27 protein-coding genes are annotated in these 24422 nt (G+C 73.1%); 17 read left to right on the forward strand and 10 right to left on the reverse strand.

What is annotated here, in order from left to right:
* Positions 1–194 precede the first annotated feature (194 nt).
* The 3 genes from ACFYXU_RS06080 to ACFYXU_RS06090 all read left to right on the forward strand — a co-directional run bounded on the left by ACFYXU_RS06080 (position 195) and on the right by ACFYXU_RS06090 (position 3326).
* Complete coding sequence (locus ACFYXU_RS06080) at positions 195–1133, forward strand: ROK family protein (protein ID WP_376515137.1); 939 nt, start codon at positions 195–197, stop codon at positions 1131–1133.
* A complete protein-coding gene (gene nagA, locus ACFYXU_RS06085) occupies positions 1133–2278 on the forward strand; it encodes an N-acetylglucosamine-6-phosphate deacetylase (protein ID WP_376515135.1) in 1146 nt (381 codons plus the stop codon). The genes ACFYXU_RS06080 and nagA overlap by 1 nt, the downstream gene beginning before the upstream one ends.
* A gap of 127 nt (positions 2279–2405) precedes the next feature.
* Complete coding sequence (locus ACFYXU_RS06090) at positions 2406–3326, forward strand: 1-phosphofructokinase family hexose kinase (protein WP_389456646.1); 921 nt, start codon at positions 2406–2408, stop codon at positions 3324–3326.
* Between the two features lie 82 nt (positions 3327–3408).
* On the opposite strand, the gene ACFYXU_RS06095 is transcribed toward ACFYXU_RS06090, so the two are convergent.
* Together ACFYXU_RS06095 and ACFYXU_RS06100 are read right to left on the reverse strand one after the other, a co-directional pair.
* The gene (locus ACFYXU_RS06095; protein ID WP_329851430.1) at positions 3409–3762 is read right to left on the reverse strand and encodes a PRC-barrel domain-containing protein; all 354 of its coding nucleotides are present in this window, start codon (positions 3760–3762) and stop codon (positions 3409–3411) included.
* Positions 3763–4125: 363 nt separating this feature from the next.
* Complete coding sequence (locus tag ACFYXU_RS06100; protein WP_361392824.1) at positions 4126–4287, reverse strand: hydrophobic protein; 162 nt, start codon at positions 4285–4287, stop codon at positions 4126–4128.
* Between the two features lie 243 nt (positions 4288–4530).
* Between ACFYXU_RS06100 and ACFYXU_RS06105 the strand changes: the two genes are divergently transcribed.
* Together ACFYXU_RS06105 and ppk2 are read left to right on the forward strand one after the other, a co-directional pair.
* Complete coding sequence (locus ACFYXU_RS06105) at positions 4531–4704, forward strand: CsbD family protein (protein WP_361392822.1); 174 nt, start codon at positions 4531–4533, stop codon at positions 4702–4704.
* A 172-nt stretch (positions 4705–4876) separates the two neighbouring features.
* The gene (ppk2, locus tag ACFYXU_RS06110; RefSeq protein WP_389407591.1) at positions 4877–5851 is read left to right on the forward strand and encodes a polyphosphate kinase 2; all 975 of its coding nucleotides are present in this window, start codon (positions 4877–4879) and stop codon (positions 5849–5851) included.
* Between the two features lie 11 nt (positions 5852–5862).
* Here the strand turns inward: ppk2 and ACFYXU_RS06115 are convergent, their stop codons facing one another.
* Both ACFYXU_RS06115 and cdgB read right to left on the reverse strand, forming a co-directional pair.
* Positions 5863–6828, reverse strand: coding sequence for a CBM35 domain-containing protein (locus ACFYXU_RS06115; RefSeq protein WP_376516405.1), 966 nt, complete (start codon positions 6826–6828; stop codon positions 5863–5865).
* A gap of 73 nt (positions 6829–6901) precedes the next feature.
* Positions 6902–8611, reverse strand: coding sequence for a diguanylate cyclase CdgB (cdgB, locus tag ACFYXU_RS06120; protein ID WP_389407592.1), 1710 nt, complete (start codon positions 8609–8611; stop codon positions 6902–6904).
* A 261-nt stretch (positions 8612–8872) separates the two neighbouring features.
* On the opposite strand from cdgB, the gene ACFYXU_RS06125 reads away from it, so the two are divergent.
* From ACFYXU_RS06125 to ACFYXU_RS06140, 4 genes are all read left to right on the forward strand, one after another.
* Positions 8873–9433 (forward strand): flavin reductase family protein, encoded by a 561-nt coding sequence (locus tag ACFYXU_RS06125; RefSeq protein WP_376516409.1) that lies wholly within the window; start codon positions 8873–8875, stop codon positions 9431–9433.
* A gap of 41 nt (positions 9434–9474) precedes the next feature.
* The gene (locus tag ACFYXU_RS06130; protein WP_389456648.1) at positions 9475–9885 is read left to right on the forward strand and encodes a RidA family protein; all 411 of its coding nucleotides are present in this window, start codon (positions 9475–9477) and stop codon (positions 9883–9885) included.
* A 579-nt stretch (positions 9886–10464) separates the two neighbouring features.
* Positions 10465–11010: a GntR family transcriptional regulator gene (locus ACFYXU_RS06135; protein WP_389456650.1), complete on the forward strand. Its 546-nt coding sequence runs from the start codon at positions 10465–10467 to the stop codon at positions 11008–11010.
* Positions 11010–11777, forward strand: coding sequence for a GntR family transcriptional regulator (locus ACFYXU_RS06140; protein WP_389456652.1), 768 nt, complete (start codon positions 11010–11012; stop codon positions 11775–11777). The genes ACFYXU_RS06135 and ACFYXU_RS06140 overlap by 1 nt, the downstream gene beginning before the upstream one ends.
* Before the next feature lie 31 nt (positions 11778–11808).
* On the opposite strand, the gene arfB is transcribed toward ACFYXU_RS06140, so the two are convergent.
* On the reverse strand, positions 11809–12246 hold the full coding sequence (arfB, locus tag ACFYXU_RS06145; RefSeq protein ID WP_361392810.1) for an alternative ribosome rescue aminoacyl-tRNA hydrolase ArfB: 438 nt from the start codon (positions 12244–12246) through the stop codon (positions 11809–11811).
* Positions 12247–12365: 119 nt separating this feature from the next.
* Here arfB and ACFYXU_RS06150 point away from each other — a divergent pair, with 119 nt between their 5' ends.
* On the forward strand, positions 12366–12941 hold the full coding sequence (locus tag ACFYXU_RS06150) for a TerD family protein (protein ID WP_073911578.1): 576 nt from the start codon (positions 12366–12368) through the stop codon (positions 12939–12941).
* Between the two features lie 105 nt (positions 12942–13046).
* Positions 13047–13595, forward strand: coding sequence for a GNAT family N-acetyltransferase (locus ACFYXU_RS06155; protein WP_389456654.1), 549 nt, complete (start codon positions 13047–13049; stop codon positions 13593–13595).
* A 68-nt stretch (positions 13596–13663) separates the two neighbouring features.
* Here the strand turns inward: ACFYXU_RS06155 and ACFYXU_RS06160 are convergent, their stop codons facing one another.
* Positions 13664–15067, reverse strand: coding sequence for a M1 family metallopeptidase (locus ACFYXU_RS06160; RefSeq protein WP_376516417.1), 1404 nt, complete (start codon positions 15065–15067; stop codon positions 13664–13666).
* Positions 15068–15260: 193 nt separating this feature from the next.
* Positions 15261–15797: a heme-binding protein gene (locus ACFYXU_RS06165; protein ID WP_389456656.1), complete on the reverse strand. Its 537-nt coding sequence runs from the start codon at positions 15795–15797 to the stop codon at positions 15261–15263.
* A 225-nt stretch (positions 15798–16022) separates the two neighbouring features.
* Between ACFYXU_RS06165 and ACFYXU_RS06170 the strand changes: the two genes are divergently transcribed.
* The 4 genes from ACFYXU_RS06170 to ACFYXU_RS06185 all read left to right on the forward strand — a co-directional run bounded on the left by ACFYXU_RS06170 (position 16023) and on the right by ACFYXU_RS06185 (position 19972).
* Positions 16023–17189, forward strand: coding sequence for a sensor histidine kinase (locus ACFYXU_RS06170; protein ID WP_376516421.1), 1167 nt, complete (start codon positions 16023–16025; stop codon positions 17187–17189).
* Positions 17189–17809: a response regulator transcription factor gene (locus ACFYXU_RS06175; protein ID WP_329849888.1), complete on the forward strand. Its 621-nt coding sequence runs from the start codon at positions 17189–17191 to the stop codon at positions 17807–17809. The genes ACFYXU_RS06170 and ACFYXU_RS06175 overlap by 1 nt, the downstream gene beginning before the upstream one ends.
* A gap of 280 nt (positions 17810–18089) precedes the next feature.
* Positions 18090–19313, forward strand: a complete 1224-nt coding sequence (locus ACFYXU_RS06180) for an FAD-dependent monooxygenase (RefSeq protein WP_389456658.1) — start codon at positions 18090–18092, stop codon at positions 19311–19313.
* A gap of 158 nt (positions 19314–19471) precedes the next feature.
* Positions 19472–19972 carry a hypothetical protein gene (locus ACFYXU_RS06185; protein ID WP_329849884.1) on the forward strand — a complete coding sequence of 167 codons (501 nt, stop codon included), beginning with the start codon at positions 19472–19474 and terminating at the stop codon, positions 19970–19972.
* A 509-nt stretch (positions 19973–20481) separates the two neighbouring features.
* On the opposite strand, the gene ACFYXU_RS06190 is transcribed toward ACFYXU_RS06185, so the two are convergent.
* On the reverse strand, positions 20482–21150 hold the full coding sequence (locus tag ACFYXU_RS06190) for a pentapeptide repeat-containing protein (protein ID WP_361392797.1): 669 nt from the start codon (positions 21148–21150) through the stop codon (positions 20482–20484).
* Positions 21151–21248: 98 nt separating this feature from the next.
* Here ACFYXU_RS06190 and ACFYXU_RS06195 point away from each other — a divergent pair, with 98 nt between their 5' ends.
* Together ACFYXU_RS06195 and ACFYXU_RS06200 are read left to right on the forward strand one after the other, a co-directional pair.
* Entirely contained in the window at positions 21249–22436 is a 1188-nt protein-coding gene (locus ACFYXU_RS06195) for an FAD-dependent oxidoreductase (protein ID WP_389456660.1), read from the forward strand.
* 54 nt (positions 22437–22490) lie between these two features.
* Positions 22491–23495 (forward strand): zinc-binding dehydrogenase, encoded by a 1005-nt coding sequence (locus tag ACFYXU_RS06200; RefSeq protein ID WP_389456662.1) that lies wholly within the window; start codon positions 22491–22493, stop codon positions 23493–23495.
* A gap of 96 nt (positions 23496–23591) precedes the next feature.
* Here the strand turns inward: ACFYXU_RS06200 and ACFYXU_RS06205 are convergent, their stop codons facing one another.
* Together ACFYXU_RS06205 and ACFYXU_RS06210 are read right to left on the reverse strand one after the other, a co-directional pair.
* Positions 23592–23924 carry a hypothetical protein gene (locus tag ACFYXU_RS06205; protein WP_361392791.1) on the reverse strand — a complete coding sequence of 111 codons (333 nt, stop codon included), beginning with the start codon at positions 23922–23924 and terminating at the stop codon, positions 23592–23594.
* A 9-nt stretch (positions 23925–23933) separates the two neighbouring features.
* Complete coding sequence (locus ACFYXU_RS06210) at positions 23934–24413, reverse strand: GNAT family N-acetyltransferase (protein ID WP_376516430.1); 480 nt, start codon at positions 24411–24413, stop codon at positions 23934–23936.
* Positions 24414–24422: the final 9 nt, after the last annotated feature.

Consider the following 24422-nt stretch of genomic DNA (forward strand, 5'->3'; position numbering starts at 1 on the left):
GAGCTGCGTGTTTGCTCTTCTCAGGGCCGTAAGTGTGCCCCGCGTCCGGGCGTGAGGTCTACACCACTCGGGTATCACTTCCGCAACTGCGGCGGGACCATGGCCCCATGCCTGGCCTCGAATTTGTATCCGAGCGCAACAATCCTGCTCAGTGGACTAGACCTTTTGGGCGGTCCCGCGTCAGACTGTCCCCCGTGAGACACGTCATCGCCCTGGATGTGGGCGGCACCGGCATGAAGGCCGCCCTCGTCGGGGCGGACGGCACCCTGCTGCACGAGGCCCGCCGCGCGACCGGGCGCGAGCGCGGCGCCGAGGCCGTCGTGGAGACGATCCTCGGCTTCGCGGAGGACCTCCGCGCCCTCGGCCAGGAGCGGTACGGAGAGCCCGCCGCCGCCGCGGGCGTCGCCGTCCCCGGAATCGTCGACGCGGAGAACGGCATCGCCGTCTACGCCGCCAACCTCGGCTGGCGCGACGTTCCCATGCGCGAACTCCTCAGCGACCGGCTCGACGGCATCCCCGTCGCCCTCGGCCACGACGTCCGCACCGGCGGCCTCGCCGAGGGCCGCATCGGCGCGGGCAACGGCGCCGACCGCTTCCTCTTCGTCCCCCTCGGCACCGGCATCGCCGGCGCCATCGGCATCGGCGACCGCATCGAGGCCGGCGCCCACGGCTACGCCGGCGAGATCGGCCACATCGTCGTCCGCCCCGGCGGCACCGACTGCGGCTGCGGCCAGCGCGGCTGCCTGGAGCGGTACGCCTCCGCCTCCGCCGTCTCCCTCGCCTGGGCCGGGGCCAGCGGCGACCCCGACGCCGACGCGGCCGACTGCGCCAAGGCCGTCGAGTCCGGCGACCCCACGGCCGTACGGGTCTGGCAGGACGCCGTCGACGCCCTCGCCGACGGGCTCGTCACCGCGCTCACCCTCCTGGACCCCCGCACGCTCATCATCGGTGGCGGTCTCGCCGAGGCCGGGGAAACCTTGTTCACACCCCTCCGGGCCGCCGTGGAGGAACGCGTCACGTTCCAGAAGCTGCCCGCCATCGTCCCGGCGGCCCTCGGGGACACCGCCGGATGCCTGGGCGCGGGCCTCCTCGCCTGGGACCTTCTCTCCCTCGACTCGGAGGTTTCCGCCTGATGGCCGATCACAAGGTTCTCGCCGGCGCACACGTCGTGCTGCCCACCGGAACGGTCGAGAACGGACGCGTGATCGTCGACGGCGACCGCATCGCGGGCTCCGCACCCGAGAACGCCCAGGTCGTCGACCTCGCCGGGCACTGGCTCGTCCCCGGCTTCGTCGACCTGCACAACCACGGCGGCGGCGGCGCGTCCTTCACCTCCGGCACCGTCGACGAGATCCTCAAGGGCGTCCACACCCACCGCCTGCACGGCACCACCACCGTCGTCGCCTCCTTCGTCACCGGCGAGATGGACTTCCTGAGCCGCCGCGCCGGGCTGCTCTCCGAGCTCGCCGAGCAGGGCGAGATCGCCGGCATCCACTTCGAGGGCCCCTTCATCTCCCCCTGCCGCAAGGGCGCCCACGACGAGACGCTGCTCCGCGACCCCGACCCCGCCGAGGTCCGCAAGCTGATCGACGCCGCCCGCGGGCAGGCCAGGATGGTCACCCTCGCCACCGAGCTGCCCGGCGGCATCGACTCCGTACGGCTGCTCGCCGAGCACGGCGTGATCGCCGCCATCGGCCACACCGACGCCACATACGAGCAGACGCAGGCGGCCATCGACGCGGGCGCCACCGTCGCCACCCACCTCTACAACGCGATGCCCGCGCTCGGCCACCGCGCCCCCGGCCCGATCGCCGCCCTCCTGGAGGACGAGCGGATCACCGTCGAGCTCATCAACGACGGCACCCACCTCCACCCCGCCGCCCTGGAACTCGCCTTCCACCACGCGGGACCCGAGCGCGTCGCGTTCATCACCGACGCCATGGACGCGGCCGGCTTCGGCGACGGCCGCTACATGCTCGGCCCGCTCGCGGTCGAGGTGAAGGACAGCGTGGCCCGGCTCGTCGAGGGCGGCTCCATCGCCGGCTCGACCCTCACCCTGGACCGCGCCTTTAAGCGCGCCGCCACCGTCGACGGCCTCCCCGTCGAGTCGGTCGTCCAGGCCATCTCCGCCAACCCCGCCCGGCTACTCGGCGTGTACGACCGCGTCGGCTCCCTGGAGCCCGGCAAGGACGCCGACATCGTGGTCCTGGACGCGGAGTTCGACCTCAAGGGCGTCATGCGCAAGGGCGAGTGGATCGTGGACCCCCTGGCGGCCTGATCAGGAGTCATGCGGCAGGGCGGTCGGCCCGGGGGCTGGGCCAACCGCCTTTCGTTTGGCATGATCGGTGCCCGTCGGAACGCCTGTTCCGCACGACTTCACCGGGAGTACGGGGGGCGGACAGGTCATGATCCTCACGGTCACCCTCAACACGGCGCTGGACCTGACCTACCGGGTCCCCGCGCTGGTCCCGCACGCCTCCCACCGCGTCACCCAGGTCATCGAACGGCCCGGCGGCAAGGGCCTCAACGTCGCCCGCGTCCTCGCGGCCCTCGGGTACGAGACGGTCGCCACCGGCTTCGCGGGCGGCGCGACCGGCGCGACCCTGCGGGACCTGCTGGCCCAGACGCCGGTACGGGACGAACTCGTCGGGACGGCGGGGCCCACCCGCCGCACGGTCGCGGTCGTCGACACCGCGAGCGGCGACACCACCCAGCTCAACGAACCGGGCCCGTCCGTCACCGCCGCGGAGTGGACCGCCTTCCGCGCCCGGTTCTCGGAGCTCCTCGGCGGAGCCGCCGCGGTCGCCCTCTGCGGGAGCCTCCCGCCGGGCATCCACGTCGGCGCGTACGCGGAACTGATCCGCCTCGCCCGCACGGCCGGAGTCCCGGTCCTCCTCGACACCAGCGGCGAACCGCTCCGGCGGGGCATCGCCGCCCGCCCCGACCTGGTCAAGCCGAACGCCGAGGAACTCGCCCAGCTCACCGGCGCCCGCGAACCCCACCGGGCCACCCGCGACGCCCGCCGCCGGGGCGCCCACGCGGTGATCTCCTCGCTCGGCCCCGAGGGCCTCCTCGCCGCCACCCCCGAGGGCCTGTGGCGCGCGGCGCCGCCCGCCGCCGTGCGGGGCAACCCCACGGGCGCGGGCGACTCCGCCGTCGCCGGACTCCTCTCGGGCCTGGTCGACGGCACCTCCTGGCCCGACCGCCTCACCCGCGCGGTCGCCCTCTCGGCGGCCACGGTCCTCTCCCCGGTCGCCGGCGAGTTCGACCCCGCGGCGTACGAGGAGCTGCTGCCCCGGGTGAAGGTCGTCGAGGAGGCGTCCTAGGGCGTGTCGGGTACACGCAACGGGGCGGGGCGGCAGCCGTGTGGCTGCCGCCCCGCCCCGTGCACCGTCGGTTGCGCGCGTGTCAGACGCCGTGCGGGCCGCCGTAGTAGCCGCCCACCTGGTCGTGGTACTCCGCGTTGCCCAGGTGCTTGTCCTTGTCGAACTCCGGAGCGCTCTTGATCTGCTCCTTCGTACGGTCCACGAAGATCTTCTTGTCCTCGACGTCGACACGGCTGACCGTACCGGCGGGCAGGAGGACCTCCTTGCCGAAGATCCACGGACCGGTGTCCACCACGATGTACGCGGAGCCCACCTCGTCGGAGTGCTTGTCGACCTTGCCGATGCTGCCGTCGGTCGCCTCGACCTTGTAACCGGTCAGATCGCCACCGGCCACACGGCCGGACGTCTCACGGTAGCCCCACACGTTCTCAGTCATCAGACAAAACCCTCCGCTAATAACGGAAACAGTCGGGGAAGAATTTCCCGGCCGTTCTCTCCTTGCACCTTACGTCTGCGGCGAAACTCGCGTTTCTTCCTGAAGTCCGCTTGCCCCGCATTCACACCGCCACACATCCGAGATTTCGATCCGGGCCGGGACGGCCGCCGATCATTGGAGGTGAGCAGGTCCCTGCTGCGTCACGGCCGCCGCCCCGACCCGCGTACGGCTACCCGCGCCCTCCGTTCTCATCCGCGAAGGCGGAACGAAATCCCTGTGGCGACATGACGGTGGCCTTCCACCCCTCGCGGGGGTGGAAGGCCACCGTCGGACCATCCTCTGACCTGTGCCAGGAGCGGCTGTCTACCAGCGGTACCAGCGACCGCTACTGCCCTTCGGACGGGCGACGAAGCCGATGAGCCACAGGACCAGGACCGCGATCGCGACGTACCACAGGGCCTGTACAGCGAAACCGCCGCCGAAGAGGATCAGGATGAGCAGAAGAACGAGAAGCAGGGGAACCATAGTTATCAACCTCCGCAGCAAAAGGTTCCCCAGACCCTGCCGGTCATGCGTGCGAAACTTACCTGTTTCTTATCCGTGCAGGCGGGCAAGCGAATTCGCTTGATCACGGGCATCTTTTTCTCCCCGCGCAGCAGTGGCGCCCGTCCCCTCCCTCGGGACTCACGAAAATTTCCGCGTTTACCGGCGGGGATGGGGAGCAGATGACGGTCAACGGCAAAACCGGTGCAACACGAGGAGGTCCTGATGTCGGGCACGGAGAAGACCAAGGCGCAGGTCGAGCAGGCCAAGGGCAAGGTCAAGGAGAGCGTCGGCCGTGCGGTGGGCAACGAGCGGATGACCGCCGAAGGCCACGCCGACCAGGCCAAGGGCAACGCCCGCGAGGCCAAGGAAGACATCAAGGACACCTTCAAGCACTGAAGGCACTCCCGCTGCGCCGTCAGGCCCCGACCGCTCGCCCGGTCGGGGCCTGATCGCGTGCCGGGGAAGCGGCAGCCGTGGGGGACGGAGAAGGCGCGTCCCGCGCCGCGGGCACCCCGGTCGGCGGGTCGGGCGCCGTTAGGTGCGGCAGGTGACGGGTAGACGCGGAAGCGTGAGCGCACCGGAATCATCGCGAAGGGCAAACGACGATCTGCTGGCCGGGCTGAGCGTGGACGCCCGTCGGCCCGAACATCCTGTGCTGCTGGACTCCGGCGGTGCTCCCATCAGGACGTGGCAGGAGAACTACCCCTACGACCGCAAGATGCGCCGTGCGGAGTACGAGCGGACCAAGCGGATCCTTCAGATAGAACTGCTCAAGCTCCAGCACTGGGCCAAGCGGACCGGCGCACGGATCGTGGTGGTGTGCGAGGGGCGGGACGCCGCGGGCAAGGGCGGCACGATCCAGCGGTTCACCGAGCGCCTCAATCCACGCGGCGCGCACATCGTGGCGCTGGACAAGCCGACCGAGCGGGAAGCGGGGCAGTGGTACTTCCAGCGGTACGTCGCCCACCTGCCGGCCGCGGGTGAGATCGTCTTCTTCGACCGGTCCTGGTACAACCGCGCCGGCGTCGAGAAGGTGATGGGGTTCTGCTCCCCCGAGGAGTACGACCTGTTCCTGCGCCAGTGCCCGTCCTTCGAGACCATGCTCATCGAGGACGGGATCCTGCTGGTCAAGTTCTGGTTCTCGGTCTCCCGCGCCGAGCAGCGGACCCGCTTCGCCATCCGCCAGGTCGACCCGGTGCGGCAGTGGAAGCTCTCCCCCACCGACCTGGCTTCACTGGACCTGTGGGACGCCTACACCGAAGCGAAGGTCGCGATGTTCCGGGCCACCGACACGAGCCACGCGCCGTGGACGGTGGTCAAGACCAACGACAAGAAGCGCGGCCGGCTCGAAGCCATGCGCAGCCTGCTGTGGCGCGTCGACTACGACCGCAAGGACGAGAAGGCGGTCGGCCACCCCGACCCCCTCGTCATCGGCGCCGCCGACACCCTCCTGGAATCCGGGGAAGAGCCCACCGACCTCTCCCCCACCCCCTTGGCCGGCCAGGGGCTCGGCCCCGGCCTCCACCCTCGCCCCCACCCCTAGTACGCCGGGGCTCAGCCCCCCGGCGCGGGCGTGACCTCCAGCCAGTCGAGCAGCACGTTGCACTGGTTGCCCTGCTCGCACGAGATCTTGATCTCGTTCTCGCCCTTCTGGAGGTCCACCGGCGCCCAGGTGGTCTGCCAGTTCTTCTCCAGGTTCGGGTCCGAGGAGTGGACGAAGTTCTTCAGGCCCAGCGGCTGGGAGTTCGCCTTGCCGTTGACCGTCAGGGTCGCGTTGGCGTCGACCGCCGGGATCGCGTAGCGCACGGTCAGGCGGTACTTGCCGCCCGACGGCATGTTCGCCTTCCAGGTCACCGAGGCGCCCGGCGCGTTGAAGCCCGAGACGTACACGCCGCCGGCGCCCTCGGCGCCCGGGACGGTCTTCTCCGCCGCGGCCTGGCCGCCGAGCGTCAGCGTCGCCGCGTCCTGCTTGGGGAGCTTCTCGGGCGTCTTGTCGTCGCTCGGCGCGGTGCTCGGGGACTCCGAGACCTCCGACGAGGCCGTCGGGGCGGGGCCGCCGCCCGCGTTCGGGTCCTTGTCCTTGTCGCCGCCCGAGTTGCTGATGACCGCCGCCGTGATGCCGATCACCACGACCGCGACGACCGCGACCGCGCCGATCAGCAGGCCCTTCGTGTTCGGGCCGCGGCCCGAGCCGCCGCGCTGCTGCGGGGCCGGGCGGTTCTGCGGCGGGGCGCCGTACGTCTCCGGCGCCGCGTACTGCGCCTGCGGCTGGCCGTACGGGGCCTGCTGCTGCGGCGGCACGTACGACTGCTGCTGGTGGTGGCCGTACTGACGCTCGCCGACCGTTCTGACCTGGTTGTACGACGTCCGGGGCACACCCGGCTGCGCCGCGGCGGGGCCGGGGTAGCCGTAGCCGCCGCCCTGCGGGGGCTGGGCGCCCGCTGCCTGACCGTCCGCGTACAGATAGCCGAACGGGTCGTCGTCCTCGGGCTTGTTCGTGCCGTCGTTACCGGCAGCCATCCGGGTCACCCTTTCCATGCTCGCCAGCCGTCGCCGACCGGCCGAGCCTACCCCGAACGGACCAGCGCGCGACTCAGCCCGCCCTCCGGTGGACCTTCGCGCGGGAGCGCTTCTCGATGTACATCCGCTGGTCGGCCGAGTTCAGGACCTCTTCCACGGTCATCCCGCACTCGGCCCAGCCGATGCCGAAACTCGCCCCGACGCGGACCGCCCGGCCGTCCACCCGGATCGGCGGAATGATCGCGTTGCGCAGGCGTACGGCCAGGTCGGCGGCGTCGGCGGAACCGAGGCCGTCGGCGAGGACGACGAACTCGTCACCGCCGAGCCGGGCGACCGTGTCGCCGTCCCGCACTCCGGTGGTGAGCCGGCGCGCGACCTCGATGAGCACCGCGTCCCCCGTGTGGTGCCCGAAGCGGTCGTTGATCGACTTGAAGCCGTCGAGGTCGCAGAAGAGGACCGCGAGCCCCTTGGTGCCGTCGTCGACGTCCCCGCCGGTCGGCGCGACGCTGTGGACGTGGTGGTCGTAGGGCCCGGCGCCGCCCGCCGGCTCGAACCCGAAGCCGTGCTCGTGCTCGTGGTCGTACTCGAAGGTCTGCGGCTCGTGCCCGGGGTCGTACGCCGGGTCGTGCGCGGGCTCGTACCCGCCGCCGCCGTGCCCCGCCCCGTACCCGCCGTACGCGGCCTCGTCCCCCGGCGCCGACGGCCGCTCGCAGATCCGGGCCGACAGGCGCGCGCGCAGCTCGGCGCTGTTGGGGAGGCCGGTGAGGGCGTCGTGCGAGGCGCGGTGGGCGAGCTGGAGCTCGTGCCGCTTGCGCTCCTCGATGTCCTCGACGTGCGTGAGCAGGAAGCGGGGCCCGTCGGCCGTGTCGGCCACGACGGAGTTGCGCAGCGAGACCCAGACGTACGTGCCGTCCCGGCGGCCGAGGCGCAGCTCGGCCCGGCCGCCCTCGGCGGAGGTCCGCAGCAGTGTCCCTATGTCCTCGGGGTGGACGAGGTCGGCGAAGGAGTAGCGCCGCATGACGGAGGCGGGGCGGCCCAGGAGCCGGCACAGGGCGTCGTTCGTGCGGAGGAGCCGGCCGTGCTGGTCGCCGCCCATCTCGGCGATGGCCATGCCGGAGGGGGCGTACTCGAAGGCCTGCCGGAAGGACTCCTCCGAGGCCCGCAGGGCCTGCTGCTCGCGCTCCAGGCGGACCAGGGCGCGCTGCATGTTGGAGCGGAGCCGGGCGTTGCTGATCGCGATCGCCGACTGCGAGGCGTACATCTGGAGCGCTTCCTGGCCCCAGGGGCCGGGGTGCCGGCCGTTGCGCGGGCGGTCGACGGATATGACGCCGAGGAGCTCACGGCCGGAGCCGGAGGCGTACATCGGGGCGTAGAGCCGGTCGTGCGGGTGCCACTCGTCCTCGAAGCGGGGCGCGGGGCCGTCGGTGTGCCACTGGGGGACGTCGTCCTCCATGAGGACCCAGCCCTCGGTGTGCGGGATGAACCGCAGGTCGCCCCAGGCGGCGCCCATGGTCAGACGGCGCTCCCAGGAGGCGCGGGAGCCGACGCGGCCGGTGATGAGGGCCTCCGCGGCGGAGCTTCCGGCGAAGGCGGCGACGACGAGGTCACCGTCGGGGCGGACGAGGTTGACGCAGGCCAGCTCGTAGTTGAGACCGGCCACCACACCGTCGGCGACGGTCTGAAGGGTGTCCGCCAGGCTGCGCGCAGTGTTGAGATCCGCCACGACCTGATGCAGCTGCCGCAGGGTCGAGAGACGGACGTACGGCTCCGACTCGGTCTCCATCGCTCGCTCTCCCCGAGACCTCGACAGCAACTCCAGGGTTCTCATCGGCTTCGTGTTGCACTGTCACCGCCACTGAATCACAGCGAGCTGCGCCCCCGGTACACAGGGTCAGCAAATACTGCCCCGTGTGACTCAAGTCACAGCAGGTCACGAGGGGTACCGCGTGGCTCTCGGGGCACGGGGTCCTAGGTCCGCGGACCCCCGCCGGGCTGGTCCCCCGGCCCGATGCGGGCCGCGGGGCACCGGGACTAGCGTGCGGGTGTGCTGAAGACCCCGACCTCGCCCCCCGTGTCCGATCCGGCCGTCCCTCATGCTGAGGGGGTGAGCAACGACGAGTTCCGGGCGGCGATGTCCCGCCTCGCGGCGGGCGTGGTCCTGGTGACGGCGCACGACCCCGACGACGGCCCGCGCGGCGAGGACGTCGGCATGACGGCCACCGCCTTCGTGTCGGTCTCCCTCGACCCGCCCCTGGTCCTCGTCAGCCTCCGCAACGGCTCCCGCATGGACGACCTGCTCGCCGAGGTCCCGGTCTGGGCGGTGTCGGTCCTCGCGGAGGACCAGCGGCACGTCGCCGGGCGCTTCGCGATGAAGAACCGGGTCAGCGACCGGCTCCTCTTCGCCGACCTGCCGTACACCCGCGGCGAGGAGAGCGGCGCCCCGCTGATGGGCGGCGCGCTGTCGGTCCTGGAGTGCCGCACGGAGAGCCGCGTCGTGGCCGGCGACCACACCCTGGTGGTGGGCCGGGTCCTGACGGTCGGCCTGCCCGGCGGGGGCGGGGGTCCCCTGACGTACTACCAGGGGAAGTACCGCCGGCTGTCGTAAATGCGGTGCGCGGGGGCCCGGGCACCGGCCAGACTCGCGCGATGACCGAGAAGATCACCCGCATCAACCCCGGGGAACTGCACGCGACGCCCGGGTACCACCACGTCACCGTGGTGGAGTCGGGCCGCACCGCCCATCTGGCGGGACAGTGCCCCCTGGACCGGAACGGCGGACTGGTCGGCGCCGGGTCCTTCGAGGAGCAGACCGACCAGGTGGCGGCGAACGCCCTCACCGCCCTGGCCGCCGTCGGCGCCGGGCCGCACCACGTGGTGCGGTCGGTGATCTACGTGCGGAGCGACGACCGGGAGGCCCTGGCGGCCGTGTGGACCCGCCTCACCGCCTCCGCCCTGGCCCCGGCCCTCACCACCGCCAGCACGCTCCTGGGCGTGGCCCAGCTGGGCTTCCCCGGCCAGCTCGTCGAGGTGGACCTCACGGCGACCCTGCCGGACTGAGGGGCGCCGGCGCCCGCCATACGGCGCCCCGGACCCGCCAGCCCGCCTGGACGGCGGCACACCGTCTACGTGCGCCCCTCGGCGGCTTCTCCCGGACCCCCGGAGGGCGTCGCGCCGCACCCCGGAGCGGGCCTGATGTTGTCGGCCGCCGTGGTCCAGCCCATGCCGGTGGCGGGTTGCACAAAGGCGATGCGCAGGAGCCGCCCGCCGTGCCACTCCTGGACGACGGCGGTGAGCACCCCTTCACCCCCGCTCGCGATGTCGCGAACCTCTTGACGGAGGAGGGGGTGTTCCTCCTCACCCGTGACCTCCGGGGCGCTCACCGATCGGGCTCGTCAGGGGCGCTGTCCAGCCACCGGTCGAGGAACGTCTGCCACCTGGCCTCGGCACGCGCGCGAAGAGCCGGACTCAAGCCCTCCGGCGGTACGGGAACACCGTGCTGAGCTTCGTCAGCATCCGTCGCTTCCATGGGGCCTACCTTAAGCGCATCCCACTTAAAGCGGCAAGCGCTTAAAGGAACGGCACCGGTAGGGAGCGAGGAAGTAGGGTCGCTGGCAACAGCGAGCCGGAGGTAGGAACATGGCGGGCGATGCATGGATCAGCGAGACCGCCCCGTACCTGGCCCCGCGCAAGCCCGGCCAGAGCGACGCGTGGACCGATGAGGCCGCCCTCCGCGGACGCCGAGGCGGCCAGCGGCTCCTCCAGGCAGGCGAGACGGACGCCCCCGAGGACATCCGCAACGCCCTGCGGTTGTCCGCCGGCGAGCGCGTGGTCGTCAGGCGCCGGCTGATCCTGCTCGATGAGCAACCCGTGGAACTGGCCGACTCCTACTACCCCGTCGCCATCGCCGGAGGCACGCCCTTGGCCGAGCCGCGCAAGGTGCCCGGCGGCGCCGTGACTCTCCTCGAGGAGCTTGGATATACCGGAGCAGAGGTCGTGGAGGACGTGAGCGCCGCCCTCGCCACTGCGGAAGAGAGCCAGTACCTGGGCCTGCCCGAGGGCAGCGCCGTCCTCCGCCTGCTGCGCCTGACGTCGACCGCCGACGGAACGCCGATGGAGGCCTCCCTGATGACCATGCCCGCGGGCAGGCACCTCACGTATCGGATCGGGAAGCGGGACGCGTGATGGCGAAGGAGTTCAAGGACCCGAGGTCACCGCACCAGAAGATCGCGGCAGAGCTGCGGCGGCAGATCACCCGCGGAGACCTCCCTCCGGGAAGCAAGGTGGGCTCCACCGCCGAGCTGATGGAGCAGTACGGGGGCGTGGCGAACACGACGGTCCAGAAGGCACTCCAGGCCCTGAAGGCCGAGGGGCTCCTCGAAGGGCTGCCGGGCAAGGGCGTGTACGTACGGCAGCACGCGCAACAGTCGGTCGAGCCGATCGCGTACATGAAGCCCGCCGGGCCGGACGAGCCCTACCCCTGGATGTCCGAGGCCGCGAAGCGGCACCAGGTCGGCAGGTCTCAGCTCCTGGCCGTCGAAGTCGCCGTCCCGCCGAAGGAAGTGGCCGAAGCCCTCCATTTGGAGGCCGGCGAGCCGGCGGTCCTGAGGAAACAGATCCTCTTCCTGGACGAGGAGCCGACGGAACTAACGCGGTCGTACTACCCGCTGAGCCTGGTCGAGGGCACGGCCGTGCTGGAGAAGAAGCGGATTCGAGGCGGGACGCCCGCGCTGCTCGACTCGATGGGCTTTCCACCACGAGAGTTCGTCGACGAGCTGTCGTCCGAGATCCCGACGGAGGAAGAGGTAGTTGCCCTGGAGCTCCCCAAGGACATGCCGGTCCTGGTGGCCTTCCGGGTGGTCTATTCGGACGACCGGCGCCCGATCGAGGTCACCCTGATGACGAAGGCGGCCCACCGGTACCGGATGCGCTACAGGCTGCCGGTGGAGTGACGGCGCCGCCCGATGCCCACGGGCGCGGGGCCTAGCCCCAGTCGCCCGAGCGGCGGGTGCGCTTGGTCTCCGAGCGCTGTTTCTTCTCGCGGAGCCGGCGTTCGTTGATGCCGCGGGGGATCTTCGTCGGGCGGCGGGGCTTCGGGGGCGGGGCCGTCGCCTCGGCCAGGAGGGCCGCCAGGCGGACCGCCGCCGTCTCCCGGTTGCGCCACTGGGAGCGGTGCTCCGAGGCGCGGACCGTGACGACGCCGTTGACCAGGCGGGAGGCGAGGCGCTCCAGGGCGCGGGCCTTCCACACCTCGGGGAACGCGTCAGTGGCCGCGAGGTCGAAGCGGAGCTCCACCTGCGAGTCGCTGGTGTTCACGTGCTGACCGCCCGGCCCCGACGACCGCGAGAAACGCCACTGGAGCTCGGCCTCGGGCAGCGAGACGGAGCCGCGGATGGGATAGGGACCGGACATGCCCCCCATGTTCCCCGTCCGGGACCGCGCGAGTCATCCTGTTTTCCCGCGGCCGCGGGCGGGAACCGGCGGCGACTCCGGTGCGTTTCTCCAGGCGAGCGACGACATCACGACGAAAGGGACTTTCCATGGCTGTGAGCCTGTCCAAGGGCGGCAACGTCTCCCTGACCAAGGAGGCCCCGGGCCTCGCCGCCGTCACCGTGGGCCTCGGCTGGGACGTCCGCACCACCACCGGCACCGACTTCGACCTCGACGCCTCGGCGATCGGCGTGGACGCCGCCGGGAAGGTCGCCTCGGACGCCCACTTCGTCTTCTTCAACAACAAGTCGACGCCCGACCAGACCATCGTCCACACCGGTGACAACCGCACCGGCGAGGGCGGCGGCGACGACGAGCAGATCAACGTCAACCTCGCGGCCCTCCCGCCGAACGTCGACAAGATCGTCTTCCCGGTCTCCATCTACGACGCGGTGTCCCGCTCGCAGAACTTCGGCCAGGTGCGCAACGCGTACATCCGCATCGTGAACCAGGCCGGCGGCGCCGAGCTCGCCCGCTACGACCTCTCCGAGGACGCGGCCGTCGAGACGGCCATGGTCTTCGGCGAGCTGTACCGCAACGGCGCCGAGTGGAAGTTCCGCGCCGTGGGCCAGGGCTACGCCTCGGGCCTGGAGGGCATCGCCCGCGACTTCGGCGTCAACCTCTGACCCGTCGCGCGTCCCCAGGGCCCCGGCCGGGTTTCCCGGGCCGGGGCCCCGGGCCGTGTCCCGCCGGTCCGGCCTGATCGACCAGACACCCCCTAGCCTGTGCGCGTGATCGTCGAGACCCTCGCCCCCCAGGCCCTGGAGGACGGCGTCGCCCTCCCCGGCGCACTGCTCACCGAGCTCACCGCCCTCTACGCCTCGAACGAGGAGTTCCATCAGCTCAGCGGCGACTTCCCGGACCCGTCCGACGTCCGGCCGGAGCAGGTCGCTGCCGCGCTGGCCGAGGAGCTCGCGCAGCCGACCGCCGAGGTCCTCCTCGCCCGCTCCGGCGGCCGGCTCGTCGCCGTCGCCGTCACCCTGGGCCGCCACCCCGACCCGGCCGATCCCGATCCGTGGCTCGGGCTGCTGATGGTCCACGCGGACGAGCGGCGCGCGGGCCACGGCCGCCGGCTCGCCGCGTACGTCGAGGACCGCTTCCGCTCCGCCGGCCGGACGGGGCTGCGGCTCGCCGTCCTGGAGAACAACCCGAAGGCGCTCGCCTTCTGGACCGCCCTGGGCTACCGGGAGACGGCCCGCCGCCCGGACCTCGCGCACGGGCGGGCGTGCGTCGTCCTGCGGAAGAGCCTCCGGGGCCCCGAGGACTCTCAGGACTCCTAGGGCCCCGAGGGCTCCTAGGGCTCCTAGGGCTCCTAGGGCTCCTAGGGCTCCTAGGGCTCCCAGGACCCCTAGGGCTTCGGCGGCTTGCCGTCGCCGTACAGCCAGACGTCCCACAGCGTGCCGAGGTCGCGTCCCGAGACGCTCTCCGCGTAGGCCGTGAAGTCGTCGGTGGTGGCGTTCGCGTGGCGGTACTTCGCGGCCCAGCCGCGCAGGATCTCGTCGAAGACCCGGTCGCCGACGGCCCCGCGCAGCTGGTGCAGGACCATCGCGCCCCGCTGGTAGACGGGCGGGTCGAAGAGGTTCTCGGCGGTGGGCGGGGCGGCCGGCGGGAAGGCCCAGTTGGCGTCCTGGTCGAAGGCCTCCGCGAACCGGGTGCTCGCCGGGACGTGTTCGTACTCCTCCCCGTACAGCCACTCCGCGTACGTCGCGAAGCCCTCGTTCAGCCAGATGTCGCGCCAGCTCGCGGGCGTGACGGAGTCGCCGAACCACTGGTGGGCCTGCTCGTGGACGAGGGTCGGGCGGTCGAAGGAGCCGGCCGGGAAGATGGGCCGGCCCTGGGTCTCCAGGGCGTACCCGAGGGTCCCGTCCTCGGTGACGATCGCCCCGGTGGCGGAGAAGGGGTACGGCCCGAAGCGCTTCACCTGGCGGGCGAGGAGCTCGGGGATCTGGGCCCGCAGGGCCGCGCTCGCCTTCGCGACGGGGGCCGCCGCGGCGGTGAGGACGGGCACGGAGCCGAGTGCGGTCCCCGTCCCCGTCGCGTACCGGCCGATCGCGACCGTCGCGAGGTAGCTCGCCATCGGCTCGGCCGTGTGCCAGACCGTGGTGACGCGCCCGTCGGCCTCGGTGCGGCGTGCGGTCCTGACGCCGTTGGAGAGGGCTTCGAGCCCGGCGGGGACGGTGAGCGTCAGGTCGTAGGCGGCCTTGTCGGAGGGATGGTGGTTGCCGGGGAACCAGGTCATGGACCCGGCCGGTTCGCCGACCGCGACCGCCCCGTCGGCCGTGCGCATCCAGCCCTCCTTGGAGCCGTCGGCGTCGGTGAGCGGCTCGGGCACACCCGTGTAGGTGACGGTGGCGCGGAACTCCCTGCCCTCGTGGATCTCCTCGTGGGGGCGGAGGGTGAGCTCGTTCCCGGCCCGGTTGTACGCGGCGGGGGCGCCGTCGACGGTGGCTCCGCCGACGGTGAGGCCGGCCAGGTCGAGGTTGAAGGCGCTGAGGTCCTGGGTGGCGCGGGCGGTGATCTCGACGGTGCCGTCGAGGCGGCCGGAGGCGGGGTCGTAGGCGAGGGTCAGGCCGTAGTGGCCGACGTCGTACCCGCCGTTCCCGAGCTTCGGGAAGAGCGGGTCGCGCAGCCCGGAGGCGCCGGGGGTGCCTCGGACGCCGCCGCCGACATCGGAGCAGCCGCCCGCGAGCAGCCCGAGGGCGGTGAGGGCCGCGGCGAGGGCGAGGGCTCCGGAACGGCTGCGTTGTGACACGTACCGATCTTAAAAGGTCAAAAACGAAAAAGGCGGCGACGCCCGGCGGGGGATCCGGGCGCCGCCACCGGCTGGGGCGCTACGTCACGAGGGCGGTGCCGCTTCGCGAGGGGGGTGCCCCGCGAGGGCGGTGCTTCGCGAGGGTGCCGCTTCGCGAAGGGGTTGCCTCGTGAGGGCGTGCCTCGTGAGGGTCTTACTTCGCGAGGGAGGCCACGCCGACCTGGGCGAACTTCTCGTCGAGGTCGCCCGAGGGGGCTCCGGCGACTCCGATGCCGGCGATCGGGGCGCCCTTCGCCGTGACCGGGGCGCCGCCGGCGAGGAAGAGGGTGCCGGGGATGTCCTTCAGGGTGGGGGCGTTGGCCAGGCGGCCGGCGAGGACGGAGGTGGGGGCGTTCCAGGAGACGGCGGTGAAGGCCTTGCGCTCGGCCGACTCGTAGGACTGCGGGCCGGCGCCGTCGCCGCGCAGCGTGACGATCGTGTTGCCGTTGCGGTCGACGACCGCGACGGAGACGCGCTGGTTCTCCTTCTCGGCGGCGTCCAGGGTCGCCCGCGCCGCCTTCGTCGCGGCCTCGATCGTCAGGTGCGTCGACGTCGTGGTGTTGCCGTGGTCCGCGTCGGCCGTGACGGCGGCGGGAGCGGCGGCCGGGGCCGCGGCGTTCGCGGAGACCACGCCGAAAGTACCGGCGGCGACGACGGCGGCAGCGGTGGCACCGAGGAGGATCTTCTTCATGACTGACTCCGTGAGGGATGAGGAGGGGGAAGCCTTCGAGCGGTCCGTTCCGTCGCTCTGCATCGATCCTCCGGCCGGAACCGGCACCGGACGGTCCACGGTCCGGCTGCCCTCCGCGCGCACACCGGACGACGGGACCGTCAGCCGATCGGTTGATGCCGCCCTGGCCCCTCCGGGCCACCATGGACACGTACACCCAGGTCGGACAGGCAGGGAGGCGGCACGGTGACCCGGCCCACGGAACACGACCCGGACGCCCGCTGGCTCGCGCGGGTCATGCACATCGCGTTCTTCCTGCTGCTCGGCGCCTCCCTCGCCCGCTTCCTGCTGCGGCACGACTGGGAGGCCCGCAGCCCCTGGATCATCGCCCTGACCGGGGCGCTCGCCTCCCTCTACGTGCTCGGGCCGGTGCTCGGCACCCGCGCCACCCCGCGCCGGATCGCCTGGCTGGGCACGGTCGTCGCCGTCTGGGTCCTCCTCGTCGTCCTCGCGCCCAGCTTCGCCTGGTGCGCGGTGCCGCTCTTCTACACGGGCCTGCGCACCCTCCCGGCACGCGCCGCCCTCGGCCTCGTCGCCCTGCTCACCGCCTTCGTGGTCTTCGCGCAGGTCCAGCTCTCGCACGGCGGCTGGGACCCGAACCTGATCGTCGCCCCGCCGGCCGTCGCCGCCCTCGCCACCGGCGTCTTCGTGTACGCGGAGCGGCAGGCCGCCCGCCAGCGCGCGCTGATCGACGACCTCATCCGCACCCGGCGCGAACTCGCCGCGATCGAGCGCCGCGAGGGCACCCTCGCCGAGCGCCAGCGCCTCTCCATGGAGATCCACGACACCCTCGCGCAGGGCCTGTCCAGCCAGCAGATGCTGCTCCAGGCCGCCGACCGCACCTGGGACAGCGACCCGGGCACCGCCCGCCGCCACGTCCGCACCGCCGAGGCCATCGCCGAGCGCAACCTCGCCGAGGCCCGCCGCTTCGTGCAGGACCTCGCCCCCGCCGACCTGGCCGGGGGCGGCGGCCTCCAGGAGGCCCTGCGCGGGCTCGCCGCCCGCGAGTCGGCCGCCTTCCGGGTCGACGGGATCGCGGTGCCGCTGCCCGACCGCGTGCAGGCGGCCCTGCTGCGGATCGCGCAGGGCGCCCTCGCGAACATCCGGGAGCACGCCGGCGCCGACTCCGCCGCGCTCACCCTCACCTACCTCGACGACCAGGTGGTCCTGGACATCGCCGACGACGGCCGGGGCTTCGATCCGGCGCTCGCGCGGGAGCAGGCCGAGCGCGGGCACGGGCTGCCCGCGATGCGGGTGCGCGCCCAGCAGCTCGGTGGCACCCTGACCGTCGAGTCCACCCCCGGCGAGGGCACGGTGCTCTCCGCCGCGATCCCGCTCTCCCTGGAGTCCTGATGTCCGTACGGATCCTCCTGTGCGACGACCACGTGGTCGTCCGGGCCGGCCTGCTCGCGCTGCTCGGCAGCACCCCCGACATCGAGGTGGTGGGCGAGGCGGGCAGCGGCGAGGAGGCCGTCGCCATGGCCGCGAAACTGACGCCGGACGTCGTCCTCATGGACCTCCAGCTCGGCCCGGGCATCGACGGCGTGGAGGCGACCCGGCGGATCGCGCCGACCGGCGTCCACGTCCTGGTCCTCACCACGTACGACACGGACGCGGACATCACGCGGGCGATCGAGGCGGGCGCCACCGGCTACCTGCTGAAGGCCGAGCGGCCCGAGGAGCTGTTCGCCGCGATCCACGCCGCCGCGCAGGGCCGCACGGCCCTCTCCCCGCCGGTCGCCAGCCGGGTCATGGACCGCATGCGCGGCGCGGCGGGCCCGTCGCTCACCGACCGGGAGCGGGACATCCTCGGGCAGCTGGGGCGGGGCCTGGGCAACCGGGAGATCGCGCGGGCGCTGTTCATCAGCGAGGCGACGGTGAAGACGCACCTGGGCCGGATCTACGCCAAGCTCGGCGTCGACACCCGAGCGGGAGCGGTCGCCGTGGCGAAGGAACGCCGTTTGCTGCCGTAGCGGGGCGGGGGGCGGGCCGGTGCGTGAGGCCGTGGCCCGGCCGCCGTGGCGGGGCCGGTGTCGTGACCCAGCCGTCCCCGGGCCGGGCCGGTGCGTCGGCCTGCCGCCGCTGTGGCCGGTCCGCCGCTGGGGCCCTCTCTCCCTCCCCCGCCGCCCCGTCCGGCCGCCGCCTTCATCCGTTGGGCTGGTCCGGGGTGCGGTTCCCCGGCGTCGCACCGCCCCCGCTGCTACCCTGCGTCGTCATTCGACCGCACGGTGTCATGTCTCAGTGGGAGCGCACGTGAAGCTCGCGATCGTCGGCGGCGGCCCCGCCGGCCTGTATCTCTCGATCCTGCTGAAGCGGCAGGACCCGTCCCACGAGATCGCCGTGTACGAACGGAACCCGGAGGGCTCCACGTACGGCTGGGGCGTCACCTACTGGGCCGGGCTCCTCGGCAAGCTGCGCGCCGGCGACCCCGAGTCCGCGGCCGCCGTCGCCGAGGCCTCCGTCACCTGGACCGACGGCGTCGCGATCGTGCGCGACGAGCGGACCGTCCACCGGGGCGACGCGGGCTTCGGCATCGGGCGGCGGCGGATGCTCGCGCTGCTCGCCGAGCGCGCCGAGGACCTCGGCGTCCGCGTGGAGTTCGAGCACGACATCACCGGGCCGGACGCCCCCGAACTGGCCGGGGCCGACCTGGTCGTCGCCGCCGACGGCGTCAACAGCGTGCTGCGCGAGGCGCACGCCGGGCACTTCGGCAGCGAGGTCGCCAGCGGCCGCAACCCGTACATCTGGCTCGGCACCACCAAGGTCTTCGACTCCTTCAGCTTCGCGTTCAAGGAGACCGAGCACGGCTGGATCTGGTGCTACGCGTACGGCTTCAGCGGCGAGCGGTCCACCTGCGTCGTCGAGTGCTCCCCGGAGACGTGGACCGGCCTCGGGCTCGACGCGCGCGGCGAGGCCGACAGCCTGAACCTGCTGGAGAAGCTCTTCCACGACCTCCTCGACGGGCACGAGCTGATCGGCCGCGACCGGGCCGACGACACCGCCCAGTGGCTGACCTTCCGCACGCTGACCAACCGGGTCTGGCACCGCGGCAACCTCGTCCTGCTCGGCGACGCCGCCCACACCACGCACTACTCGATCGGCGCGGGCACCACCCTGGCCCTGGAGGACGCGCTCGCCCTCGCGGACGCCCTGGGAGCACCCGGCGCCACGAGCACCCCCGGCGGCCTGGACGCCGCCCTCACCTCGTACGGGAAGCGCCGCCGCGCCGAGCTGCTCTCCGCGCAGAGCGCCGCCCGCTACAGCGCCCAGTGGTACGAGAACCTGCCGCGCTACATGAGCCTGGAGCCCGCGCAGATGTTCGCGCTGCTCGGGCAGCGCCACTCGCCGCTGCTGCCGCACATCCCGCCGCAGCTGTACTACCGGATCGACCGGGCCGCCGAACGGCTGGAGGCCCTGCGGCGGCTCAAGCGCTGGCTCGGCCCCCGGGTCGCCCGAGCGGTGCACGGCCGCCGCTGAGCCCGCCCGGGCGGGCAGCCGTGGCGCCGGTCCGGGCCGGGGCCGTCGCATCGGGTGGTGTGCCGGCACCGAGCGACGGGGTTCCCGGCCCGGACCCGGAGCCGGGACGGGTGGCCGCGCGTGCGGGGCGGGTCCGGTCCCGTGACACCATCGGTGCCGTGCTCGACATCGGCTACTCCCTCTCGCGTCGCTTCCCCGACCCCCCGCAGACCGACTACCGCCGCGCGGACGTCCACGCGCTGCGGCACGACCTGTTCTGCGGGGACGTGTACCTCGCCGACACCGAGGCGGACCGCGAGGTGTCCACAGCCTGGGGATGGGTGCCGGTGCTCGACTTCGCGTGGGCGCTGTGCGACATCGTCGAGCAGCTCGACCGGGACCCCCGGGGCAGCCGGGCCTCCCAGCCGCAGTACGCGGAGCTCGACTTCACCGAGTCCACGGACCGGATGCTCTTCGAGCGGCGCTTCGGGTGGGTGGACGTCGAGGCGGACTGGATGCCGGGGGACGAGCCGCCGGTGACGTTCAACCACGCGGAGCTGCGGCGTGAGGCGCGGGACTTTCTGCACGATCTGATCGCGGACCTCACGGACATGCACGAGGGGCTGGCCGACAACCCGACGATCTGGACGCTCCAGTCCCGCTTCCCTCGCGTGAAGTAACCCCTGGGACAAACCTGCGCGTTGTGGGCCGCGCCGCGCCCGTTGTGGGCGGCGCCCCGCCGTTGTGGGCAGGCGTTCCGCAAGGGGCGGAACGGGTGGGCACAACGGAACGGCGCCCTTGCCGGCGCCAGAGGCTCCTGCGCCCGAACCCGCACCCACGTGCACGGCCACCGGGCGGTGCGGGTCAGGGCACAGGACGCGGAGGCGCCGCGAAGGGCGCCGTCCCGTGTGCCCACCCGTCCCGCCCCAGCGGGACGATTGCCCACACGGGCAGCGGGCGAAGGCCCGCACCGGCAGCGGACACCGGGCGCGGCCCACACGGGCGGGGGTGACGGGCCACAACGGCGGGAGGCGCGGGCCCACACGGGCGTGGGCGCCGGCCCACAACGGCGGGAGGTGCAGGCCCACCCGGGCGCGGGCGCCGCTCCCGCCGCGAGCGCGGGCCCACCCAGGCGCAGGCCCACCCAGGCGCCGGCGCCGCCCCGCACAAGCCCCCGCGCCGCCGCGCGTCAAGGCTCCACCCTCACCCCCAGTCTCGCCGCCAGGACCGGTGCCAGGTCCAGGAGTTGGGGTGGGGAGATCACCGCGCCCGCGAGGGACTCCACGCCGCGGGCGATCTCCAGGCGCGCCACCCCCCGCAGGTCCACGTCCGTGAGCCGCGCCCCCGTGAAGTCCACCCCCGTCAGCACACAGTCCACGAACTCCACCCGCTCCAGGACCGCGCCCCCGAAGTCCGGCTCGCTCAGCACACAGCCCTCGAAGACGACGTCCTTCAGCTTCGCCTCCCGCAGGTTCAGGTAGTCGCTCTTGCCGCCCCGGAAGACCACCCGCTCCAGCACCGCCCCGTGCAGCTGCGCCCCGCCGAGCCGCGCCTCCACGACCTCCACGTCCCGCAGCTGCGCCCCGGCCAGCTCGATGCCCACACCCCGTACCCCCGTGAGGACCGAGTCGAGGAACCGCGCCGCCGTCAGCCGCGCCCCGTCGAGCCCGCACTCCCGGAGCGCGCAGTCGAGGAACCGGGCCCCCTCGCCGGACTGGCCGGACAGGTCGAGCCCGGCCAGTTCGAGGCCGTCGTAGTCCCCGTCCGGTTCGAGCCCGCCCCCGTACTCCTCCAGGGGCGGCAGCCGGAGCTCCGGCCGCCGCGCCCCCGCCACCTTCTTCTTGCGCTGTGTCGCCATGCCCCCATCGTGAGGTACGCCACTGACAGCGCCCCCCGTGTCACATCCGAGGGCCCGCCGTCCGTCCCCCGTACGAGACCCACACGAGGGAGACGGACATGCGGAAGCTCACGATCATCGGCGGCGGCTTCGCCGGACTGACCGCCGCCATCACGGCCGCCGAGGCCGGCACCGAGGTGACCCTCCACGAGGCGCACCGGACGCTCGGCGGCCGGGCGCGCACGGCCGAGGGCCCGTACCGGACCAACGAGGGTCCGCACGCGCTCTACAGCGGCGGCCCGCACTGGACCTGGCTCAAGCAGCGCGGGCTCCTCGGCGAGCTCGCCGCACTGCCGCCCGCCGAGGCCCTCCGGTTCCGGGTCCACCTCGACGGCGCCCTGCGCCGCACCCCGCCGCTGGGCCTGTTCCGTCAGGCCCGCCGTACCGCCGAACAGGCCCCCGTCGACCTCGACTTCCGCACCTGGGTCACCGGACTCGCGGGCGAGCGCACCGCGCGCGTGGCCTCGGCGTACGTCGGGGTCGCGCTCTTCCACCACGACCCCGGCTCCCTCTCCGCCCGTTTCGTGCAGGAGCGCCTGCACCGGGCCGCGTGCCTGCCGCCCGAGGCGCACTATCCGCGGGGCGGCTGGGGGCGGCTCATCGACCGGATGGCCACGCGCGCGCGTGAGCTGGGCGCACGGATCGAGACCTCGTCCCGCGTCGACACCCTGCCGCTCGGCGGCGGTCCGGTGATCGTCGCGACCGCCCTGCCCGCCGCCGCCCGGCTCCTCGGCGAGCCGTCGCTGACCTGGGAGAGCGGCCGTACGGTCCTGTTCGACCTGGCGTTGCGGACCCGGAAGGGCGATCCCTTCGTCGTCTCGGACCTGGACGTGCCCGGCTGGATCGAGCGGTACACGGCGCAGGACCCCTCGCTGGCCCCGGCCGGGCAGCAGCTGGTCCAGGCACAGCTGCCGATCGGCCCCGGCGCGTCGAAGGCGGACGGCGTCGCCCACGCCGAGCGGCTGCTCGACGCCGGGTTCCCCGGCTGGCGCGAGCGGACGGTGTGGCGGCGGGAGTCCGTCTCGCAGGGCCGGACGGGCGCGGTGGACCTCCCGGGCACCACCTGGCGCGACCGGCCGGCCGTCGACCGGGGCGACGGGGTCTATCTGGTGGGCGATCAGGTGGCGGCGCCGGGCGTGCTGTCGGAGGTGTCGTTCACGAGCGCGGTCGAGGCGGTGTCGCTGGCCCTGCGGGCGGACCGGCTGGAGCACCACCACCGGCACGGCCTTGACCTCAAGCGCGGTTGAGGTCGGAGGGTGGAGCCGCGAGCCCACCCGTACGACGACGACAGGGGAAACGTCATGCGCGCCATCCGCCTCCACGCCTTCGGTCCCGCCGAGAACCTCACCTACGAGGAGACCGCCGACCCGGTGCCCGGCCCCGGCCAGGTCGGCATCAGGGTCGCGGCGGCCGGCGTGCACCTCCTCGACACCGCCCTCCGGGAGGGCGCCACGGGCCCGTTCCCCGCGCCCGTCGCGCTCCCCACGATCCCGGGCCGCGAGGTCGCCGGCATCGTGGACGCCCTCGGCGAGGGCACCGATCCGTCCTGGCTCGGGCGGCGGGTCGTCGCCCACCTCGGCATGAACCCCGGCGGCTACGCCGAGCGGGCCGTCACCGACGCCGCCCGGCTGCACGCCCTGCCCGACCACCTCGGCGAGGCGGAGGCCGTCGCGATGATCGGCACCGGCCGCACGACCCTCGGCATCCTCGGCTTCACCGAGCTCGGCCCCGACTCGGTCGCGATCGTCCCGGCCGCCGCCGGCGGCATCGGCACCCTGCTCGTCCAGTACGCCAAGAACGCCGGCGCCACCGTCGTCGGCCTCGCCGGCGGCCCCGCGAAGACCGCGCTCGTCGCGGCCAACGGCGCCGACCTGGCCGTCGACTACACGCGGCCCGACTGGCCGGCGGAGGTCCGCGCCCACCTCGACCCGACCGGCCGCCGCGCCACCGTCGTCTTCGACTCGGTCGGCGGCGACACCGGACGCGCCGCCGTCGACCTGCTCGGCAAGGGCGGCCAGCACCTGGTCTTCGGCTGGAGCGGCGCGGGACTCCACGACGGCGAGCCGCTCACCTTCACCCCCGAGGAGCTCGCCGCGCGCGGCATCACCTCGGAGTCCGTCCTCGGCCCCGTCATGATCCAGAAGGCGGGCGGGGACATCCGTACGCTCGAACTCGCCGCCCTCGACGCGGCGGCCACCGGGGCGCTGCGCCCCGCCGTCCAGCGCTTCCCGCTCGCGGAGGCGGCGCGCGCCCACCGCGCCCTGGAGACCCGGGGCACGACGGGCAAGGTGGTCCTCATCCCCTAGAAGAAGGGAGTGGTCCTCATCCCCTGGAGGAAGGGAGAGGCAGGGACCGCGAGGGACCCCCGGCGGGCCCGGGAGGGACCGTGAAGGCCCCGAAGGTCACACCCCGAGGACGTCCCAGGAGTGCGCCTTGAACTCCTTCAGGAAGTCCGGGTGGTCCTCCCACATCCGGGCGGCGGAGCGCAGCACGTCCCAGTTGTGCTCCAGGGCCTGGTCGACGACCTGGCGCAGTTCCGGCGCCGTCTCCCGCTTCTCCACGAGTCCGTTCACCGCCGACGCGGCCTGCACGGTGTAGCGCAGGGCCCGCAGCGCCCGCGACGTGTCGTCCATGCCGAATCCGTGGTCGCTCCCGTTGGCGGGGTCGAAGAGGGGCGTCAGCCGCGCCTCGATGAAGCCGGTGATCCGCTGGAACCGCTGCTCGATGTCATCCATGCCCCTTTCCTACACCGTCGCCCCGCCGAGCTCCGCCAGCGCCCCGTCCGTCAGCCGGTACACCGACCACTCGTCCTGCGGGCGGGCGCCCAGGGACTCGTAGAAGTCGATCGAGGGCTGGTTCCAGTTCAGGACCGACCACTCCAGGCGCTCGTAGCCGCGCTCGACGCAGATCCGGGCCAGTTCGCGCAGCAGGGCCTTGCCGTGGCCGCCGCCTCGGGCCTCCGGGCGGACGTACAGGTCCTCCAGGTAGATGCCGTGGACACCGCGCCAGGTCGAGAAGTTCAGGAACCAGAGCGCGAAGCCCACGGGCTCGCCCGAGTCCGTCTCGGCGAGGTGCGCGTAGGCGGCGGGGCGCTCCCCGAACAGGGCCTCGTGAAGCTGCTCAGGGGTGGCCCGGACCTCGTCGAGGGCCTTCTCGTACGCGGCGAGGTCACGGATCAGGGCGTGGAGGACGGGGACGTCGGCAGGCGTGGCGGTACGGATCATGACGCCCAC

The organism is Streptomyces sp. NPDC002232 (assembly GCF_042890295.1).
GTDB lineage: Bacteria > Actinomycetota > Actinomycetes > Streptomycetales > Streptomycetaceae > Streptomyces.